A 19,851-nucleotide genomic window follows, 5' to 3' on the forward strand; every position below is an offset into this window, starting at 1 on the left:
CCGATTGCCGTCAGACGGTCTGCGTCCGCGGTCGTCGGGCACGCCAGGCCAGCAGCCCGGCCTGGATGATGAAGAACACGCCGCCGCCGGTGGCGTAGACCGACAGCACGTCGAGCGAGGCGTCGTCCCCGAGGGCCTGGATGTTGTAGAAGATGCCCACGAGGAACGACAGGCCGCCCGCGATCAGTATCGGCCACTGCTTGCCCAGCTCCGGGCCGCGCCGCCGCAGCCCCACCAGCACCTGCGCCGCACCGGAGACGACGGCCCAGGCGCCGAACACGTGCAGCACCGCCGCCACCCCGCCCGTCCCCGCCAGGCCGACGCCGACGGCGGCCAGGGTGCTGAGCACCCCGTTGAACAGCGTCAGGCGACGCTCCGATCCGTCAGGGAGCGCACGCAGGTCGATCAGCGACGACACCGCGTCGATCAGCGGATAGACGACCAGCAGGGCGATCGCGAGGGCGTCGATGGGGTCATGCGCCACGGCGAACACGGCGGCCCACGCCACGGCCAGGACTCCACGGCCCAGGTACAGCTTCAGCAGGGGTGACGCTTTCATGATGGAGGCCTTTCCAGAAGTCAGTGCCGGACGGAGGCGCAGGAGTAGCTGCCGGCGTCGGCCGGGTCGCCGTGGCCGGTGTAGCGGGAGACGGACGGGTACAGGCACAGCTCGCGCGTCACCGTCTTGCCGGAGGAGTCCTTGGTGGCGGCGCTCAGCGTCTGCGGGGCCTTGCCCTGTTCGACCCAGGCCGTCAGGGCGCCGAGGGCGTCGGTGGGCTTCGGGCCGGTGCTCGTGGGGCCGACGCAGTGGGCGACACCCGGCGCCAGGAACAGCCGGTAGAAGTCGTCGACCCGGCGCGCACCGCCCATGGCCAGCTCCACCCGCCGGCGGTAGTCCACGGTGCCCTGGGCGGGAATCAGCTCGTCGGCCTGGCCGTGCCAGGTGAGGAGCTTGCCGCCGGACCTGCGGAACGCCGACAGGTCGGGGTCGTCGGTGCCGATGATCGTGTCGTACTCGGTCTGGGACTGCTCGAACAGCTTGGCGAACTCGGCGTAGGTGATCGTCGAGAGGTCGTAGGAGGGCTGCCGCTTCAGGAACGTCGCGACCCAGATGGCCGGTACGGGGAACGGCGCGCCCACACGGTTGCCGTCCGCGTCGATGCGGGTGCCTGCGAGGTCGAAGCCGGCTCCGATCGGGATGCCGGACCACAACTTCTTACCGGACGGGGTGCGGGGGCCGTCCCAGATCTTGCGTACGACGGCGGCGTCGGCCGCGGTGATGATCTCCTGCTCGCCGTCGCATTCGACGCTCTTCCCGATGAGTTTCCGCGGGTCGAAGGCGCACGTGGCGGGGTCGCCGATCACCCCGTCGGGAGCGCCGTCGAGCGGGTCGCAAGCCTTGACGGCCGCCTCGTTGAAGGCCTTGAACTCACAAGGGGAGGGGAAGGTGTTCTCCTCGTTCATCACCACCTGTGGCCACAGGGTCGCGACCTCGAACTCGTCCCAGTTGATCGCCGGAGCGGTGGCCAGGATGCCGTCGAAATCGCTCGGGTGGCGCTGGGCCTCCATGTAACCCTGGCGTCCGCCGGTCGAGCAGCCGTTCCAATACGAGTAGGAGACGGGCCTGCCGTAGACCTCGTTGACGACCTGCTTGCCGACGACCGCCATCTCGTGCTGGGAGCGGTCGGCGAAGTTCTTCAGCAGCGCCGTGTTGACCTTGCCGTCACTGTTCAGGGCCCAGCTGGTGTCGATGTACGTGCTGACGCCTGCGTCGGTGGTCGCGGCGGCGTAGCCGCTCTTGATCGCGCCGGCCAGGCCGGCCCCGTAGTCGCCGGCGGCGAAGGCGCTGCCGCCCACCGCCTGGAAGCGGCCGGTCCAGCCCGTCTCGGGCAGCCAGGTCCGCACCTTGGCGTGGTCGCCGACGCCCGGGTGGGTGAGCGTGACCGTGACATCGCAGTAGGCCGGCACGTCCGGGATCTCGACCACGTCGGTCAGCGGCGGCACCGGAGGGATGGTCACGGTGCCTCCCTCCCGTCTCACCGCCGTCACGGACTCCACCGCGGTGCCTGCCGGGGCGTTCACGGAGATGGACGAGCACGTGAACGGGACGGCGGCGGAGCTCGCGGCGCCGGCCGAAGCCGCGGCCGGCAGGCACGCCGCCGCCAGCGGCACTCCGGCCGCGAAAATGATCAGAAGGCGTTTCATGACGTTCCTCTCTCATCAGCTGTTGGGGTGCGTCTCACTGTCGTTCGCGGCCGGCACCTGGCACATCAGTCAGTTGACGGTCAGCACCGGCGAGCCACTCCGGGCGCACGTCACACACGTCGCGGCGCAGGTCAGCGGGCCGCATACGGGGACATGCGCGCAGCTCGCGGCCCAAGGCCGGGCGGTGCCGCCCGTGCTCACGTCACAGACTGAAGAGTTGAATGGCTTAAAGGGCACAGGCGCGCACACGGCCGCCACGCAAGGTCAGACAGCCCACCGACCAGCGCCGTTGTGGCACCGCACGACGGCCAGGCCGACTCGCCGTGACTGACCGTCAAGTGACGGATGTGACCGCGGCCCTTCCCTGACGACAGTGATGGCACCTCATCTGAAGCCTCCTGAAAGGGGAATATCGTGGTCAGCATCAAGGGCGGACGCAGCAGGCGGCTCAGGCTGGGCGCCCTGTCGACGGTCGTGATCGGTCTGCTCACCACCGCCGCCGCCACGCCCGCCTTCGCGGCGGACAAGCCCGCCAAGCCAACCATCGTGCTGGAGCACGGCGCCTTCGCCGACGCCTCCAGTTGGAACGCGGTGATCGAGGAGCTGCGCGCGGACGGCTATCCCGTCGTCGCCGCGGCCAACCCGCTGCGCGGACCGGCCAACGACGCGGCCGCACTCCGCAGCGTCCTCGACCACGTCGCCGGACCCAAGGTCCTCGTCGGGCACTCCTACGGCGGCTCGGTCATCAGCGTCGCCGGCGCGAACGACCCCCAGGTCAAGGCCCTCGTGTACGTCGCCGCCTTCCTGCCCGTCCCCGGCGAGACCGCCCTGGAACTGACGAACAAGTACCCCGGCTCCACCCTCCCCGGCACCCTCGACCCCACCCCCTTCACCCTCCCCGACGGCGCCACCGGGACCGACCTCTACATCAAGCCCGGCAAGTTCCATCACCAGTTCGCCGCCGACGTACCGGCCGGCACCGCGGCCCTCATGGCCGCCACCCAGCGGCCCATCGCCCAGTCCGCCCTGGAGGAGAAGACCGAGGCCGCCGCCTGGAAGGACAAGCCCACCTGGGCCGTCATCACGACCCAGGACCTCAACATCCCCGCCAAGGTCCAGCGCTACATGGCCAAGCGCGCCCACGCGCACTCCGTCGAAGTACGCGCCTCCCATTCCGTCGCCGTCTCCCAGCCCAAGACCGTGGCCGGCGTCATCGAGAAGGCCGCACGCGCCACCCGATAGCCCCACTACGCGAAAGAAAGGTCACGACCATGGACATGAAGCTCGAAGTCGTCGTCCTGCCCGTATCCGACGTCGACCGCGCCAAGGACTTCTACACTCGGCAGCTGAACTTCCGCCTCGACGCGGACTTCCCGATCAACGACGGTTACCGGATCATTCAGGTCACTCCCCCCGGCTCCGCCTGCTCGATCATCTTCGGCGACGGCCTCACCGACGCCGAACCCGGCACGGTCCAGGGACTGCACCTGATCGTGCCCGACATCGAGCAGGCCCACAAGGAACTGGCCGGCCGCGGCGTCGACGTCAACGGCCCGTTCCACGACGCCACCGGCGCCTTCCACCAGGCCGGCGAGACCGGCCGCGTCATGGGCCTGCACCCGCAGCGTGCCAGCTACGGCTCCTTCGCCTCGTTCGCCGACCCCGACGGCAACCGCTGGTTCCTGCAGGAGATCACCGAACGGCTGCCCGGCCGCTGACCAACGGCATCCCCGAGACACGGCCACACCATGGAGGACCAGTGACCACCGAAGACACCCGTACCTATGACGTGGTCGTGATCGGGGCCGGCCCGGTCGGCGAGAACGTCGCCGACCGGACCACCGCCGCCGGCCTGAGCACCGTCATCGTGGAAAGCGAACTCGTCGGCGGCGAATGCTCCTACTGGGCGTGCGAACCGAGCAAAGCCCTGCTGCGGCCCGCACTCCTGCGCGCCGACGCCGGCCGAGTGCCCGGCCTGGACCTGGCCGCCGCCGGACCGCTGGACACCGCCGCCGTGCTGGCGCATCGCGACCGCATGGCCGCCCACTGGAACGACGACGGCCAGGTCGAATGGCTCAAAACGGCCGGCATCGACCTCCAACGCGGCCACGGCCGGCTCGACGGGCCGCGCCGCGTGGCCGTGACCACCCCCGACGGCGGCACCGTCCACCTGCGGGCCAGGCACGCCGTGGCCGTGTGCACCGGCAGCACAGCCGCCCTCCCCGACCTGCCCGGGCTCGCCGCCCTGCGCCCCTGGACCAGCCGCGAAGCCACCAGCGCCCCACAGCCGCCCGGACGACTCGTCATCGTCGGCGCAGGCGTCGTGGCCACCGAGATGGCGACCGCCTGGCAGGCCCTCGGCACCGAGGTCATCGTCCTCGCCCGCGGCCCCCGCCTGCTGCCGCAGATGGAACCCTTCGCCGGCGAACTCGTCGCCGGCCGCCTGCGCGAAGCGGGCACCGACCTGCGGTTCGGCGTGACCGTCGGCACCGCTGCCCGTACGGGCGGCGAGGTCCGCATCACCCTCTCCGACGGCGGCCGGCTCACCGCGGACGAGATCCTCTTCGCCACCGGCCGCGCACCCCGCACCGGCGACATCGGCCTCGAGACCGTCGGCCTGCCCCCCGGAGACTGGCTCACCACCGACGACACCCTCACCGTCACCGCCGTCTCCGGCGACTGGCTCTACGCAGCGGGCGACGTCAACCGGCGGGCCCTGCTCACCCACCAGGGCAAGTACCAGGCCCGCATCGCCGGCGCCGTCATCGCCGCCCGAGCCTGCGGCACCCCGCTCGACACCAGACGCTGGAGCCCGCACGCCGGCACCGCCGACACCGCAGCCGTACCTCAGGTCGTCTTCACCGACCCCGAGATCGCCAGTGTCGGCCTCACCACTATCGAAGCCCGGCGCACCGGTCGCCGCGTCGACGTCGTCGACTACGATCTCGGCCGCGTCGCCGGCGCCATCCAGCACAACCCGGACTACCGCGGCAGAGCCCGCGCCCTCATCGACCCTGATCGCCGCACCGTCGTCGGCGCCACCTTCGCCGGACCAGGCGTCGCCGAGCTCCTTCACTCCGCCACCGTCGCGATCATCGGCGAAACCCCCATCGAACGCCTCTGGCACGCCGTACCGCCCTTCCCCACCATCAGCGAGGTGTGGCTGCGGCTGCTCGAGACATACCGGGACCAGTACGGCCCTCTGTAGCACATGAAGAGATTTCTGTCACATTAACGCGAATATTGAGCCATAAACGCTACATTGATGAGACAGTTAGATCGATCGCAAAGGAAACACCCATGGCCAGGACATGGCTTATCACCGGAGCGTCACGCGGCTTCGGACGCCACCTCACCGAAGCCGTCCTCGAAGCAGGCGACCAGGTCATCGCCACCGCACGCAGCCCCAAGCAACTCGACGACCTGGTGACCCGCCACGGCGACCGGATACGGGCCGTCGCACTCGACGTCACCGACGCCGCCGCGGCCGCCAGAGCGGTCAAGGAGGCCACCGACGCCTTCGGCAGCCTCGACGTGGTCGTCAACAACGCCGGCTACGGCAACAGCGCGCCGATCGAAGAGATGGCCGAGGACGACTTCCGCGCCCAGATCGAGACCAACCTCTTCGGCGTCGTGAACGTCACACGGGCCGCCCTGCCCGTCCTGCGCACCCAACGATCAGGGGTCTTCGTACAGTTCTCCTCCATCGGCGGACGCGTCGGCGGCACCCCCGGAATGGGCGCCTACCAGACGGCGAAGTTCGCCGTCGAAGGCTTCTCCGAAGTCCTCGCCAACGAGGTCGCACCCTTCGACATCAAGGTCATCATCGTCGAGCCAGGCGCGTTCCGCACCGACTGGCAAGGCTCCTCCATGGAGATCCACCCCGTCGGCCCCGACTACGAGCAGACCGTGGGCGCCATCCACCGCTACCGACGCGACACCGACGGCACCCAGCCCGGCGACCCCGCCCGCGCCGCCAGGATCATCATCGACGTCGTCCGCGACGACGACCCACCCCGACGACTTCTCCTCGGCAGCGACGCCGTTGCCTCCGCCCAGAAAGCCGCCGAGATCCGCGCCGCCGAAACCGAGAAGTGGGCCGACGTGAGCCGCTCTGCCGACTACCCCGCCGACGAACGCTAGGAGCGTCCCGTAGACCGTGATCGCCAGCCCGGTTTCGGCGGCCAGTTCGCTCTTCCAGACTCGGTAGCGGTAGCCGTTGAAGCCGCCCGCGTCCGCAGTAGGGCCGCGGGACAGTCGTGGCTGCCACGCGCCTTCCACCAGCGGCTTCGACCCCGACGACGTTCACCCAGCCGGTGATGTCGTAGATGCCGTACGGGTGTCGTGGTCCTCGACGCGCTTGCGTCCGCCACCTGGTCGCCGGACTCGCCCGACCGACAGGAGGTCGTGCGCTTTCCCCAGTTCGAAGACTCCCTTGCGGATGGTCGTTTCGCTGACTCCCGTCAGTCGCGCCACGGCCCTCCCCCCTCTGTGCCCCAGCAGCCGCGCAAGCACCGGGGGGCGCATGCCGCGCCGGGCGACGCAGTCGCGCAGCAGGTCGGCCCAGGACTCGGCCGATTCGCGGCGATAGTCTCCCGCCTCCCTTCGTCTTCGGGGGCAGGCGCGGAGTGGAGCACCACGGTGTGCAGGCCGCCTGGCCCGGCGACGGTCTCGATGGCCGGTGTGCGTGAATCGGTATGTGGAAGGTTCCCAGCGAAGGAGCAGGTGGGTCGGCCGGCCTACGACCTGCCTGCTCCCTGACGCCTGGTCGCGCTCGATCCAAGACCGTCAGATGTTCAGGTCTCGGCGTTGATGCATACGGCCGTCCCTGTCGAGCTCGATGACCGTGTCGACGCCAATCCGCTCGAGGAACGCGAAGTCGTGGCTGACGACGAGAAGGGCCCCGCGGTACGCATCGAGGGCCTCCGCGAGCTGCTCGACGCTGGCTATATCGAGATTGTTGGTGGGCTCGTCCAGGACCAGTACCTGAGCCGGCGGCTCCGACAAGAGGAGTCGCGCGAGGGAGACGCGGAACCGCTCGCCGCCGGACAGCGTACGCACCGGACGATCGGCGCTGTCGCCCCGCAGAAGAAGCCGGGCGAGCTGGTTGCGGATGGTGCCTGCTGGCGTCCCAGGGGCGACCGACTGCACATTCGCCATCGCGCTCGCATCGTCGTCGAGCCCGTCGAGACGCTGCGGGAGGTAGCCGACGAGCTCGGTCAGGAGACGCCCATGCGGCCGATCGGGCGTGGGAGCCGTGCCGCGGACCAGCTGCTCGATCAAAGTCGACTTTCCGGTGCCGTTCGCCCCGGCAAGCGCGACCCGCTCCGGCCCTTGGATCACGAAGGTGCGGTCCTGGTCATGCAGCTCCGCGAGGCGCCTTCCGCGCGGAACGTCGGGATCAGGCAGGACGAGGGTGATGTGCTCCTCTCCGCGTACGCGGGCGTCCGCGGCGTCGACTGCGGCTTGGGCCGCCTGGACCTTGTTGTCGAGCGTGGAGCGCAACGAGCCTGCGGACGCCTGGGCCTTGCTGGCGCGGTTGCCCGCCAGGATCTTCGGGATGCCGCCGTCCTTCTGGGTCTTCTTCGCGGTGCGCTCCCTGCGCGCCAGCTTCGTCTCCGCCTCGACGCGCTGCCGCTTCTCGACCTTGAGCGCCTGCTGGGCCGACCGCGCGGCTTGGACCGCCGCCGTCTGCTCTTGCTCCTGGTATTCCTTCCAGGCGCTGTAAGGGCCGCCGAAGGTGTCGAGGGTGCCGCCGTAGAGCTCGGTGGTGTTCTCGACGTGCTCCAGCAGCTCGAGGTCGTGGCTGACCACGACGAGGGTCCCCGGCCACTGGTCGACGAAGTCGGCGAGCTTGGCGCGGGTAGGCCGGTCGAGGTTGTTCGTGGGCTCGTCGAGCAGGGTGATCGGAGTGCGGCGGATGCGCAGCCCGGTGATGGCGATGAGCATCGCCTCTCCGCCGGAGACCTCGGCCACGCGGCGGTCGAGGTCTCCGGCGGAGAATCCGATCTGATGCAGGGCTTCGTCGGCGCGGGACTCGATGTCCCAGTCATCGCCGATCGTGTCGAAGTGGCGCTCGTCGACGTCGCCGGACTCGATGGCCCTCATCGCGGCGATGATCCCATCGATCCCGAGGAGCTCGGCGATCGTCGCCTCTTGCCGGAGTGTGAGCGTCTGAGGCAGGTAGCCGACCTCGCCGATGGTGTCGATCTGGCCGACGGTCGGCTGCAGGATGCCTGCGATCAGCCGCAGCAGCGTCGACTTCCCGGCACCGTTGCGCCCGATCAAGCCGGTGCGGCCGGCACTGAAGGTGCCGTTGACGCCGGACAGTGCAACCGTGCCGTCTGGCCATTCGAAGGTCAGATCGCGGAAAGTGATGGCGGACTTCGTGGACATGGGTGATGTTTCTCTTCCTTCTTCCCGTCAGCTGCGGACGGGCGAGACGGGGATCAGTTCGGTGTTGACGGGAGCGGCGATCGTGGGGTCGGCCGCGAGGTATTTGGCGTGGAGCTGACCGCAAGCGGCATCAATGGCGGTGCCGAGCTGCCGTCGCCTCGTCGCGTGCACGCCGCGGATGGTGAGCCCGCGCACGAACTCGTCTACTCGGATGGAGGACGGGGCTCGGTAGTCCGGCGGCGCTCCTGCCGCCTCGTTGTAGCGGATGACGCTGACGTGGAACAGCTCGGGCCGAGACCGCGCACGGACCAGTTCGGCGAGAACAGCGAGATGGTCGTCGCTGTCGTTGACGCCGGCGATGAGCAGATAGGCGAGGTAGACCTTTCGGCGGCTCGCGGCGGCGTGCCGGTCGAGGATGTCGAGGCTCTGCGGGAGCGGGAAGCGTTCCTCGAGCGGGATGATGCGGGCACGCTCCTGCGCGAACGGTGAGTGCACGGACAGGGTGATCGTCACCTGTGGGTGCTCGTCGACCAGGCGGGTGAGATTCGGCGCGAACCCCACGGTGGACACGGTCACCCGTCGTGCGGACATCCCCGCGTAGCCCGCGTCGGTCAGCAGGGTGAGCGCGTCGAACACGTGAGGGTTGGCGAGCGCCTCTCCCATCCCCATGAACGCGACACTCGCGGGTCGGGGCAGCCCTTCACGGGTCCAGTGCGGATGCATCACCTGGGCGACGATCTCGTCGGCAGTGAGGTTGCGGACCAGGCCCACCACGCCGGTGGCGCAGAAGGTGCAGCCCAGGCCGCACCCGGCCTGCGACGAGATGCACATGGAGTCCCATCCGGCTCGATAGTGAGACACGACGGTCTCGATGCGGGCACCGCTTTCGGACGCGAAGAGCACCTTCTCAACCTGTTCGTCTCGTTGGACTTCCAGCGGAGTCAGGGGGTGCAGCCGTGAACCGAATCGTTCCGCGAGATCGGCACGCAGGCCGGCCGGCAGCGCATGAACGTCGGCGAAGGTCTCGGCCGTCGAGCTCTGCCACGCGGCGATGAGCTGACCAAAGCGGAACGCAGGCGCACCGGTCTGTGCGAGATGGTCGCGAATGCGCATCCAGCGGCTCCTCGTCGTCAGGACAGTGCTCACGTGTCACCGCCCGTCGGAGGCAAGACCTCACGCCCCCGGTAGACACCGCAGTGCTGGCATGCGCGGTGCGGCGGGGTGGGCTTGCCGCAGGCGGGATTCGTGCAGGTGGTGAGCGTCGGGGCGCTCGTCTTCCAGTGAGCGCGACGGTGACGGGCGCGGGAACGCGACGTGCGGTGCTGCATGGCCATGGCCTTTCGTGGGTGGTTTCGAATGCCAACGGAGCTGGCGGGACAACCGACCACGGGCCGTGAGTCACTGCGGCGAGAGATTCGATCAGTGCTGCCCGGGCACCATCTGCCTGCGGAGCTGGGCCGCTGCCCGAGTGCTGGGCGATGGATGGATGGGCACAGGGAGGATCGAAGTCGCGCGCGTCCGCAGGCACAAACCAGGGACCGAGGTCGGTGCGATGCGAACGTGCCGGCAAGTTTCACGCAGAGGTGTCAACGCCTCGGACGGGCGGACTCACGCTGCTGCGCAAGGAGAACGGTCATTCACCAGCGTGGGCCTCGCCCACACGGATGGAAGCCACCGGCAGTTCGGTGGCTAGATTCTGTCGACCTCAATCTCCATGGCACCCATCGTAACAAGGACCTCCTATGGGTTCGAACCCGAATAGTCGGGCGACTCCGGCACCAGTGAGTGCCATGCCGCAGGGGAAGATCGCTCCGGCCGAGGTGGCGGCCGACAGCAGCATCCCGCCACGCCGATGAACAGGCTGGTAACAACGACTTGGGCGCAGCGGATCTTGATCCCTCTGACCTGCGACAACATCGAGGTAGTCGAGCTCCGCGGGTCGCGACCCCATACCCTCAGGCCATGAGCGCAACTGTGGATACGGCCGCCATCACCAATCTGATCGCCAAATACGCCGAACTGGTCGACACCGGAGACTTCGTCGGCGTCGGCGAACTGTTCGCCGACGGGGTGTTCATCGGCAGTGGCGCACCGGTCCATGGCCGGGAAGCCGTCGAGAAGATGCTCCGCAACACCGTCATCCTCTACGAGGACGGCACGCCGCGCACTCACCACGTCACGACCAACCTCGCCGTCGACATTGACGAGGAGACAGGAACCGCCGCTGCGCGTTCATACGTCACCGTGTTTCAGGCCCTGCCCGACTTTCCGCTGCAGCCCGTTGCCGCAGGACGCTACAGCGACCGCTTCGAGCGCCGCGACGGACGCTGGCGATTCGTGGAACGCCACGTCCGGATCCACCTGGTCGGCGATGTCAGCCGCCATTTGCGTGCCTAGCCTCCTCCGGGAAACGGCATCAGGCGTCCCGGACCCGGTCCCCAAATCTCGCTGCCCCCCACTTCCGAGATGAGCCAATCTCGGAAGCGGCTTCCTAGGCGAGCTTCCGAGATTGCGCTGTTCAGGCGCTTGAGCAGCCTTGATTCCACTTCCGAGATCACGAAGCGATGTGATCACTGGCCGCTTCCGGCTGAACCCGCACCACGGCTTCGTGGACTACATGCGCGACTACCAACTCGTGATCCACGCGACCGTCGCCCCCCAGAACCGGCGTCGACCTCGACGGATACGTCTGGGGAGTCAACTGGCAGGCGCCCTACCCCGGAGCCACGCCCATCACCGACTCACCAACCGCCCGGAACTGGGCCACGCCATCGGCATCGACTTCCATAAAGTCCGGATCCAAACCCACGCGCACGACCTCACACTGATCTTCTCCGACCTGCGGATCGAAGAACTCCCGCCTGAATCACAGGGCCCAGACCACAAATTCCCGATTCAATAGGCATCAAGAGAACGACAGATCATCTAGCCGGAGTGTCACCTACCTCCCGAGCCGGATCTGTCACACGGGTCCCGAGACCTGACTTCGTTCTGTTCCGATCCCCGTGACCTGAACCTCGATGTACTCGGCCACGGCCTCGTTGTGCCATGTCCCCCTACACAGCCGAACTGGTCTTGTAACGCATCAAGCGGCGGCGCGGCGCGCCGCCGTACAGCGGCCCGACGCCTGTCCGCCGCCCGGGCATGCGGCCTGGGGGCCGGTCCCGGGCGGCGGCAGCACGGGCCGCATCGCCGACCACCACGATCGCCGTACCTATCAAACCCGCCAACGTAGGCGTCACAGCGCCGCACGGAGCCGATCGCATCGTCGCCAGCCGCACGAGCCTCGCTCGCCCTCCGGGTGCCTCCGGCATGCTGCCGGCCACGCTGCTCACATCGATCATGAGGCGCTTTTTCAAGCTGCCTCCGGCAGAGGCCTCAGACTCCGAGATGATCGCCACAAGCACCAGGCGGTCACGGGGCTGCGGCATTGGGACTAGCCCAAGCGGGCCAAGGGCCAGAGGTGAGACGATGGCGACGGGACGATCATGCAGGAGGAAAGCGCTGCTGACGGAGACTTCGTACCCAGGGCGTGACCTCGCCCTTGCTCGTCATGCGTCCCATTCCAGCAGAACGTATCCGCGATGCGGCACGCCGACTTCGATCGTCACCCGGTCACCATCACGCTCGACGGGCACGGCCCGCGGGTCCTCGAGGGGCCGCAGCAGTGTCGCCGTCGGGTCGCGGTCCAGCCTGACGACCGGCCGCGCGGAGTCGGCGCAACCATTGACGATCGCCAGCCGCGACCGCTCTCCCACCCTGGCGTATTGCGGCATGAGGTGCGGCCCGCCGGTGACCATCGGAAAGTCGCCGCCGAGGAAGCGGATCGCGTCTTGGGCCAGCCGCTGCCCGTCGTCGCATCGGCCAAGCTGCTCCGGCTCGCACGCGGCGAGCGTGAAGATCCGGCCACCAAGCGCGTTGACGAAGGCGACCCGCCCGCTGCCCCAGTGGTCCAGGCGCGGGGTGAGGATCTCCGTCCAGACCTCGGCGCTCTCGTCGGGCACCAGTCTCGCGAGGCGCGGCTGGACGTTGACGCTCAGCAGCGCGCCGTCGTCGACGATGCGTTCCACGCTGTACGGCTGGCGTGACACGGTTTCTCTGGCGACGATCTCGGCAACCTGGACGCCGAGAAGCGAGCCGAAACCCCGCTCGGCCAGGATGGTCGCAGCCGTGCCGTCGAGCAGGAGACCGCCGCGCAGCAGGTGGAGCGGGTCGGGCACGGCCCAGGCCAGCTCACCGAACAGCGCGGTCACCGGCGCCGTGCCCGCCTGGATGGGCACGCCGTACGACAGCAGATACTGCGCTGCGCGCAGCGGGTCGGCGCTCAGTCCTTCCATGGTGCCGTCGCCGCGGATCGTGGTGGTGGCGGCGGGCCACCAGGGCACGCCCACGCCGAGCGTCGTGAACTCCCCGGTGGCCGTCGCGTCCAGCGCGGCGCGAGAGGAGGTAAGCATGCGGCCGATCCGCGGGTAGCGCGCGGGGTCGCCGCTGACGAAGGGGTACACGTTAAGCAGCAGCGCGTCCGCTCCGGACAGCTGTGAGGCGACCATCTCCGACCACGTCTGTGTGTCGGACTTGCGCCACTCGGTGTGCGTCCAATTCTCGATCTCCGGTGCGACCTCGATCCCGGCAGGCCGGAGCGGGCGCTGGAGTTCGAGCATGGCGATCGAGTACGACAGATCGCGGGCTGGCACGTCGCCATAGGGGGCGAAGTGCGGCCGATGCACCTCGACGCGTTCGAACAGTGCTCCCCAGTCACGGCCTTCGACGGAGGCCACGCCCAGGCCCGAACTCATCAGGCCGATCATGGCTCGGTCGCCGACCGCCTGCCGCACGAGGTCCAGGACCTCGAGCTGCGCTTCGCGCCAGGTCCGCTGGAGCAGCGCCCGCCAGGGGTGCGGCTCGCCTGGCGCGGTGATGGCCGCGACCAGTTCCTCGCGGGTGGGCTTGTCCCCGGTGAGCAGGGCGAACCTCTCCAGCATCTCGGGCTCGAACCCGCCACCCCAGGTCAGCGGCGAGTGGTTGTGGAAGCGGAAGTCGTCCTCCAGCCACAGCACGCGAAACCCAAGCTCGGCGAAACGCCCGTAGTGTGCCGCGAGCCACGTCCGCCAGTTCGGGCAGGCGAACGAGGCGCTCGTGGTGGATGTCTCGCCGAGCGGGGAGACCATCGGCGCGAATCCGACGTCTTGGATGCGGCCTCTGTCGGCGTGCCCTGCGGTGACCCACGGGTTGAGACTGACCGAAAGACCGCTGCCCACGAGGATGTCGCGGGCGTCACGCACGATCTCGAACCAGCGGTCCTCGTCGGCGCCCACGGGATGTCCCGTGTGCAACTCCTCGGAGTTGAAGATGAGCACGACTTCCTCGATGCCGTGCGTGGCGCAGAAGGCGGCGAGCGCGGCGGGGTCGGCGTCGGGGAGGAGCTGGTAGCGCAGGTGGTATCGGGTCATTCGTCCTCCACGTTCAGCCAACAATTGGTCCAGGTCCCGTCGGGGAAGTCCACCCGCGGCGGGAATTCGGTCGTGCACTCCGCCCTGGCGAGGGGGCAGCGCGGGTGGAAGCGGCAGCCTGGCGGCGGGTCGACCAGGCTGGGCGGCTCGCCGGGCGGGACCGTGCTGGCGAAGGTTGCTCTGCCCGGGTCGGGCGAGGAATCGACGAGCAGCCGGGTGTAGGGGTGCTTGGGGTCCTGGATGACGGACTCGGCCGGGCCGCCCTCGACCATCTGGCCCGCGTACATCACGTAGATCTCGTCGGAGACGTAGCGAGCGCTGGCGATGTCGTGGGTGATGTAGAGCAGCGCCAGCCCCTCCTCGTCGCGCAACTGCGCGAGAAGGTTGAGCACGTCAAGCCTGATGGAGACGTCGAGCATGGAGATGGGCTCGTCGCCGAGCAGTACGGCGGGCCGTACGGCCAGCGCCCGCGCGATCGCCACTCGCTGGCGCTGCCCGCCGGACAGCTCGTGCGGCAGCTTTCGCGCGAAGTCGGCGGCCGGGGTCAGATTCACCTTTTCCAGCAGCTCACGGATGTGCTCCTCCTCGGCGGGGTGGCCGTGGAGCTTGAGCGCTCGCCGCAGATTGTGGTCGACTCGGCGCAGGGAGTTGAGCGAGGCGAACGGGTCCTGGAAGACCAGCTGGACGTCGCTGTAGAAGTCCTTGCCCGCTCCTTTGACCGGCTCGCCGCGCAGCAGGATCTCGCCAGAGGTGACCGGGTAGAACTGGGCGAGCAGTCTGGCGAGCGTGGTCTTCCCGCTGCCGCTTTCGCCCACCAGGGCTGCGATCCTGCCGCTGTGCAGGCGGAGCGTGACGTTCTCCACCGCCCGCACGATCACGTGGCGGCCGAATCCGTCGCGGGTGTCGAAGTGCTTGGTCACGTCCTGTGCGGCCAGCAGCGATACCTCAGACATTGGCCCTCTTTCGGTCGTGCAGGTGGCAGGCGACTTGGCCGCGTCCCACCGTCAGCAGCTCCGGCCTGCGCTCGGCGCAGTCGGCGAAGCGACGCGGGCAGCGCGGCTCGAACGCGCAGCCGGGGGGCAGGTTGCGCAGGTCGGGCGGGGTTCCTGGGATGCCGTGGAGCGTGGTGGCCGGGGCGCGCAGTGGCGGGAAGGAGTCGCGCAGGCCCTTGGTGTAAGGGTGCTTGGGCTCGCGGTAGAGGTCGGCGGAGTCGCCGACCTCCACGATCCGCCCGCCGTACATGATCGCGATCCGGTCGGCCAGCTCCATCAGAAGCGACAGGTCGTGGGTCACGAAGACCACGGAGAATCCCAGCCGCTTCCTGAGCTCCAGGATGTGGCCGAGGATCTGCCGCTGCATCACGACGTCGACGGCCGTGGTCGGCTCGTCCATGACGACGAGCTCGGGGTCGCAGGCGAGTGCCAGCGCGATCATGGCGCGCTGGCGCATGCCGCCGGACATCTCGTGCGGGTAGGAGCGGGCCCGGTCCGGCGAGATGCCGACCATGCCGAGCAGCTCGGACGTGCGCTCGGCGACCCGCTCCTTGGTGATCTTCCTGTCGTGCGTCTTGAGCACGTCGGCGAACTGGGCGCTGAGCCTGGCCACCGGGTTCAGCGCGTCCATGGCGCTCTGCAGGACGACCGCGACGCTGCGCCAGCGCAGGGCGCGCAGCTGCTTCTCGCTCCTGCGCACGAGCTCGACCGGCTCGCCCTGGCGTGGGTGCAGCCAGACCTCGCCACCCGCTGTCACCGCGGGAGGCCGGAGCAGCCGGACCAGGGCCATGATCAGGGTGGACTTGCCGGAGCCTGACTCGCCCGCGACGCCGAGGATCTCGCCCCGCCTGAGCTGGAAGGTCACCTCCGAGCAGGCCCGTACGGCTCCCGCCGCCGACATGTAGTCGACGTTCAGCGCACGGACATCGAGCAGCATCTCGGTCATCGGGTGCCCTCCAGAACGTGCTTCATCTTCCTGACGGCCTTGACGTCCGAGGTGCGCAGCCTCGGGTTCATCACCTCGTCGATACCGAAGTTGATCAGCCCGGTGGCAGTGCCGAGTAGAGCGATGCACAGGCCGGGCGGCACGAACCACCACCACAGCCCGTTGAGCAGGGCCACCTGCTGGGCCTGGTTGATGATGGTGCCCCAGCTGATCGAGTCGGCTGAGGAGATGCCAAGAAAGGCCAGGCCGGCCTCGGCGAGCACTGCGCCGAGCACCATGTGCAGGAACATCGCCGACAGCCATCCGGCCAGGTGCGGCAGCACCTCCACGACGATCAGCCGGATCCTGGTCTCACCGAGCATGCGCATGGCCATCACAAAGTCGCGTTGGCGTAGCGACATCGTCTGCGCCCGGAGGGTCCGCGCTCCGGGTGCCCAGCCGAACACACCGATGATCAGAGCGATGGTGATCGGCCCGGTGTCCTGCACGTAGCCCGCCACGACCAGGATCAGCGGCAGCACCGGCATGACGAGGAACATGTTGGTGAAGAACGACAGGACCGCGTCCACCCGGCCGCCGAAGAACCCGGCGGGCACCCCCATGAGCACGGCGAGCACCACGCCAAGGACGGCGGCCAGCACACCGACGAACACCGAGTTGCGGGTCCCGGCGATCATCTGGGCGAGCACGTCTTGGCCTTGTGCGGTGGTGCCGAGCCAGTGCGCCGCGCTCGGCGGCTGCTGGATCGCCTGGTAGTCGATCTTCCAAGGACCAAGGCCCATCAGGTCGTTCAGCCACGGCCCGACGATCGCGATCACGCCGAAGACGGCGCAGATGGCGATGCCGGTGCGCACCTTCCAACCCTTCATCGGCCGCCCTCCCTCGTCCGCGGGTCGATGAGCACGTAAATGGAGTCGGCGACGAGATTGGCCAGCAGGACGGTCAGCGTGGTCATCAGGAACACGCCCTGCATGAGCGGGTAGTCGCGCTTGCCGACCGCGTCGAACAGCAGGTAGCCGATGCCCGGGTAGGCGAAGACGATCTCGGTCAGCAACGCGCCGCCCAGCACGCCGCCGATGGCCAGCGCGAAACCGGTGACGGTGGGCAGCATGGCGTTGCGCGCGGCGTACCTGAACATGATCCGCGCTCCCGACAGGCCCTTGGCCTTGCCGAGAAGCACGTAGTCCTCACTGACCGTGGTGATCATCATGTTCCGCATGCCGAGTAGCCAGCCGCCGAAGGAGGAGAACACGATCGTGGCCGCCGGCATCGCCAGGTAGTAGAGGACGCTGCCGAAGAACCCCGGCCTGCCGTACAGGTCGGGGTCGTATCCGCCGCCCAGCGGGAACCAGCCGAGTACCAGCCCGAACAGCCACAGCGCGATCAGTGCCACCCAGAAGTACGGCACCGCCGTCAGGAACGTGGACAGCGGCGAGAGGAACCCGTCCAGCTTGCTGCCGGGTCGCCATCCGGAGGCGATGCCGAGCGCGGTCCCCAGCAGGAACGCCAGCACGGTCGTCGTGCCGACCAGCACGAGTGTCCAGGGCAGGCCGGCGGCCAGCAGCTCGCTCACCGGGGTGGGGAAGCGGCTGACCGACAGGCCGAAGTCGCCGTGGGCCAGGCTGTTCAGGTAGTCCACGTACTGCTGAAGGATGTTCGCGCGCGGGTTGCCGAACAGTTTGCGAATGGCCTCGACCGATTCGGGCGGAACCGACTGGCCGCTCTGCTTCTGCAACTGTCGGACGATGACGGAGGCGGGATCCCCCGGCATGAGCCGGGGGATGAGGAAGTTGAGTGTGATCGCCGACCAGAGGGTGGCCGCGTAGAAGCCCACCCTCCGGACGAGGAACCGGGTACGCGAGCTCATCGGATGACGGGCTTGAGGTTCTTGAGCGTGAGGACCAGGTCCGGGCCGAGCGAGCTGTGCGGCGCGAACTGGGTCTGGCCGGGCACCGGCCAGCCGGTCCAGCGGGTCATGTTCATGTCCACGAACCAGACGGAGGAGAACATCGGCGAGTAGGGCACCTGGTCCAGCACGATCCTCTGGAGTCGCCGACCGGCATCCTTCTGCTTGGCGTCGTCACCCACGGTGGCACGCAGCTGGTCCAGCAGCGGCACGGTGGACTTGTCCTTCCAGCGACCTTGGTTGAGGTAGGAGGAGTCCTCGCCGATCGGCTTGTAGGTGGCCGGGTCGAGCTGGTCGGAGAAGACCGAGTACATGCCGTTGGAGCCGCCGGTCCAGTAAAGCGCCATATCGAAGTCGCCCTCGTTGAGCGGCGGGTCGTAGTTCTCCTCCGGTACGGCGACCACCTTGACGTCCAAGCCCAGGTTGGTTTTCCACTGGTCCTGCATGCCCTTGCCGTACGCCATCCAGTTGGTGTACTCCTGCACGACCTTCAGCGAGAGGTCGTAGGCCTTGCCGTCCTTGGTGAGCTTGCCGCCTTCGATCTTCCAGCCGCCGTCGGCCAGTGCCTTCTTGGCGTTCTCGGGGTCCGAGGTCTGGACCTTGCACTCGGGGGCCATGTAATCCTTGTAGACCTCGGGCTCCAGGCCGCAGGCATTGGCCGGGTTCTGGCCGGTGGGCGCCAGCTTCAGCAGTGACTCGCGGTCCAGGCTCATCGCCAGCGCGCGGCGCACGTTGACGTCGTCGAACGGGGCTTTGGCCAGGTTGAACAGCAGCGACTCCTCGCCGCCCGTCGCGTAGGTGCTGTAGAGGTTGGTCTTGGGATTCCTGGCGACGTACTCCGCCTGCGCGTTCGGCCAGGACATCGTCGCGAAGTCGAGGTTGCCCTTGAGCAGGCGGGCCTTGGTCTGGTCGTCGCCACCGGCCGCCACAATCTTGATCAGCTTCATCGGCAGAGCGCCGTTCCAGTAGTCGGCGCGCGCCTTGTAGCTGATCTGCTGCGGCGTGAACTGGTCGAGGGCGGCGACCCCCGTGCCGACCGGGTCGGGGTTGACCCAGGTCTTGAGGTCCTTGTCCTTCCAGATGTGCTCGGGCACGATCCTTGGCGGGTTGGTGGAGGCGCCCGCCGCGAAGCGGTAGAAGTCGAGCCTGCCTGACTTGCTCCACTTGACGACAACCGTGGACTCGTCGATGGCCTCGGCCGAGACGTAGGTCTGGCCTCCGGTATTGAGCTCGGGATACTTCAGCGGGATGTTCAGCGTGAACGCGACGTCCTTGCTGGTCATTGGGGTGCCGTCGGCGAACTTTACGTCCTTGCGCAGCTTGAGGGTGAGCACTTTGTCACCGTCGCTCCACTCCCAGGACTCCGCGAGCCACGGCTCCAGGGCGCCGCCCTTGAAGACGTTGCGGCGCACCAGCGGCTCGTAGACGAGGCCGGCGGTCGGCGCGAGGTCGGTCGAGGGCGAGTAGATGTTGAAGTTGCGGGTGTAGGTCGTGGCGGAGCTGACCCGAAGGTTGATCGCCTCGGCAGGGCCGTCGCCGTTCGCCGCCACGGTGGGCGTGCCCGTGGTCCCGGGAGAGCAGGCGGCCACGGCTATGGCCAGCGCGAACGCGCCGCCGATCGTGGTGATCCTCCGTCGAAAGATGAGTGGCACGAACCTCGACATCACCGAACTCCTCGTCGGCTAGGGGGGTGGACTGGACCGCCTCAACAGCGGCGACCAGCTGTAGGGGTCAAGCGACGGCGCCGCCGTCGGGGAGCGACTGGGAGATCGGGTACGGCGCCCACACCTTGCCCCTCATGTCGTCGTCCTATTCCTCCAGGTCTTTGCAGAAGTGACTGGAGGTTAACGCTCACTTATGAACGAAACCAGACTCAATCGAGCAGAATCCACCAGGAGATACCTCCACGCAACCTGACTGTGATGGCATCGCAACGGATTTTTTCAGTCGAGTTGC

The 19,851-nt window shown here is 68.3% G+C and carries 16 protein-coding genes and 2 pseudogenes; 6 read left to right on the top strand and 12 right to left on the bottom strand.

Annotated elements, in window-relative coordinates; all coding sequences use genetic code 11:
- Window positions 1–10: 10 nt before the first annotated feature.
- Window positions 11–559, bottom strand: coding sequence for a DUF308 domain-containing protein (locus tag ABT294_RS03790; protein ID WP_350803288.1), 549 nt, complete (start codon window positions 557–559; stop codon window positions 11–13).
- Window positions 560–579: 20 nt separating this feature from the next.
- Complete coding sequence (locus ABT294_RS03795; RefSeq protein ID WP_350803290.1) at window positions 580–2,205, bottom strand: tannase/feruloyl esterase family alpha/beta hydrolase; 1,626 nt, start codon at window positions 2,203–2,205, stop codon at window positions 580–582.
- Window positions 2,206–2,619: 414 nt separating this feature from the next.
- Between ABT294_RS03795 and ABT294_RS03800 the strand changes: the two genes are divergently transcribed.
- The 4 genes from ABT294_RS03800 (at window position 2,620) to ABT294_RS03815 (ending at window position 6,348) form a co-directional block, all read left to right on the top strand.
- A complete protein-coding gene (locus ABT294_RS03800) occupies window positions 2,620–3,447 on the top strand; it encodes an alpha/beta fold hydrolase (protein WP_350803291.1) in 828 nt (275 codons plus the stop codon).
- Window positions 3,448–3,476: 29 nt separating this feature from the next.
- A complete protein-coding gene (locus tag ABT294_RS03805; protein WP_350803292.1) occupies window positions 3,477–3,923 on the top strand; it encodes a VOC family protein in 447 nt (148 codons plus the stop codon).
- Window positions 3,924–3,964: 41 nt separating this feature from the next.
- Window positions 3,965–5,413: a dihydrolipoyl dehydrogenase family protein gene (locus ABT294_RS03810; protein WP_350803293.1), complete on the top strand. Its 1,449-nt coding sequence runs from the start codon at window positions 3,965–3,967 to the stop codon at window positions 5,411–5,413.
- Between the two features lie 92 nt (window positions 5,414–5,505).
- Window positions 5,506–6,348 carry an oxidoreductase gene (locus ABT294_RS03815; RefSeq protein WP_350803295.1) on the top strand — a complete coding sequence of 281 codons (843 nt, stop codon included), beginning with the start codon at window positions 5,506–5,508 and terminating at the stop codon, window positions 6,346–6,348.
- 12 nt (window positions 6,349–6,360) lie between these two features.
- On the opposite strand, the pseudogene ABT294_RS50805 reads toward ABT294_RS03815, so the two are convergent.
- From ABT294_RS50805 to rpmF, 4 genes and pseudogenes are all read right to left on the bottom strand, one after another.
- Window positions 6,361–6,714: pseudogene (locus tag ABT294_RS50805) on the bottom strand (ISAzo13-like element transposase-related protein); the annotation flags it as partial.
- 279 nt (window positions 6,715–6,993) lie between these two features.
- The gene (locus ABT294_RS03830) at window positions 6,994–8,601 is read right to left on the bottom strand and encodes an ABC-F family ATP-binding cassette domain-containing protein (RefSeq protein WP_350803296.1); all 1,608 of its coding nucleotides are present in this window, start codon (window positions 8,599–8,601) and stop codon (window positions 6,994–6,996) included.
- A gap of 27 nt (window positions 8,602–8,628) precedes the next feature.
- Window positions 8,629–9,714: a radical SAM protein gene (locus ABT294_RS03835; RefSeq protein ID WP_350803297.1), complete on the bottom strand. Its 1,086-nt coding sequence runs from the start codon at window positions 9,712–9,714 to the stop codon at window positions 8,629–8,631.
- A gap of 29 nt (window positions 9,715–9,743) precedes the next feature.
- Entirely contained in the window at window positions 9,744–9,935 is a 192-nt protein-coding gene (gene rpmF / locus ABT294_RS03840) for a 50S ribosomal protein L32 (protein ID WP_350803298.1), read from the bottom strand.
- Between the two features lie 628 nt (window positions 9,936–10,563).
- Between rpmF and ABT294_RS03845 the strand changes: the two genes are divergently transcribed.
- Both ABT294_RS03845 and ABT294_RS50810 read left to right on the top strand, forming a co-directional pair.
- Entirely contained in the window at window positions 10,564–10,998 is a 435-nt protein-coding gene (locus tag ABT294_RS03845; RefSeq protein ID WP_350803299.1) for a nuclear transport factor 2 family protein, read from the top strand.
- Between the two features lie 278 nt (window positions 10,999–11,276).
- Window positions 11,277–11,503: pseudogene (locus ABT294_RS50810) on the top strand (YxiG-like protein); the annotation flags it as partial.
- 649 nt (window positions 11,504–12,152) lie between these two features.
- Here ABT294_RS50810 and ABT294_RS03850 read toward each other — a convergent pair.
- The 6 genes from ABT294_RS03850 to ABT294_RS03875 are packed head-to-tail and all read right to left on the bottom strand — an operon-like array spanning window position 12,153 to window position 19,559.
- Window positions 12,153–14,051 (bottom strand): hypothetical protein, encoded by a 1,899-nt coding sequence (locus tag ABT294_RS03850; protein ID WP_350803300.1) that lies wholly within the window; start codon window positions 14,049–14,051, stop codon window positions 12,153–12,155.
- The gene (locus tag ABT294_RS03855) at window positions 14,048–15,004 is read right to left on the bottom strand and encodes an ABC transporter ATP-binding protein (protein ID WP_350803301.1); all 957 of its coding nucleotides are present in this window, start codon (window positions 15,002–15,004) and stop codon (window positions 14,048–14,050) included. Before ABT294_RS03855 ends, ABT294_RS03850 begins: the two co-directional genes overlap by 4 nt.
- Window positions 14,997–15,989 carry an ABC transporter ATP-binding protein gene (locus ABT294_RS03860; protein WP_350803302.1) on the bottom strand — a complete coding sequence of 331 codons (993 nt, stop codon included), beginning with the start codon at window positions 15,987–15,989 and terminating at the stop codon, window positions 14,997–14,999. The genes ABT294_RS03855 and ABT294_RS03860 overlap by 8 nt, the downstream gene beginning before the upstream one ends.
- A complete protein-coding gene (locus tag ABT294_RS03865) occupies window positions 15,986–16,858 on the bottom strand; it encodes an ABC transporter permease (protein WP_350803303.1) in 873 nt (290 codons plus the stop codon). The genes ABT294_RS03860 and ABT294_RS03865 overlap by 4 nt, the downstream gene beginning before the upstream one ends.
- Window positions 16,855–17,856: an ABC transporter permease gene (locus ABT294_RS03870; RefSeq protein ID WP_350803304.1), complete on the bottom strand. Its 1,002-nt coding sequence runs from the start codon at window positions 17,854–17,856 to the stop codon at window positions 16,855–16,857. The genes ABT294_RS03865 and ABT294_RS03870 overlap by 4 nt, the downstream gene beginning before the upstream one ends.
- Window positions 17,853–19,559, bottom strand: a complete 1,707-nt coding sequence (locus ABT294_RS03875; RefSeq protein ID WP_350803305.1) for an ABC transporter substrate-binding protein — start codon at window positions 19,557–19,559, stop codon at window positions 17,853–17,855. The genes ABT294_RS03870 and ABT294_RS03875 overlap by 4 nt, the downstream gene beginning before the upstream one ends.
- Between the last annotated feature and the right edge of the window lie 292 nt (window positions 19,560–19,851).

It is taken from the genome of Nonomuraea sp. NPDC000554 (assembly GCF_040300065.1).
Taxonomy (GTDB): domain Bacteria; phylum Actinomycetota; class Actinomycetes; order Streptosporangiales; family Streptosporangiaceae; genus Nonomuraea.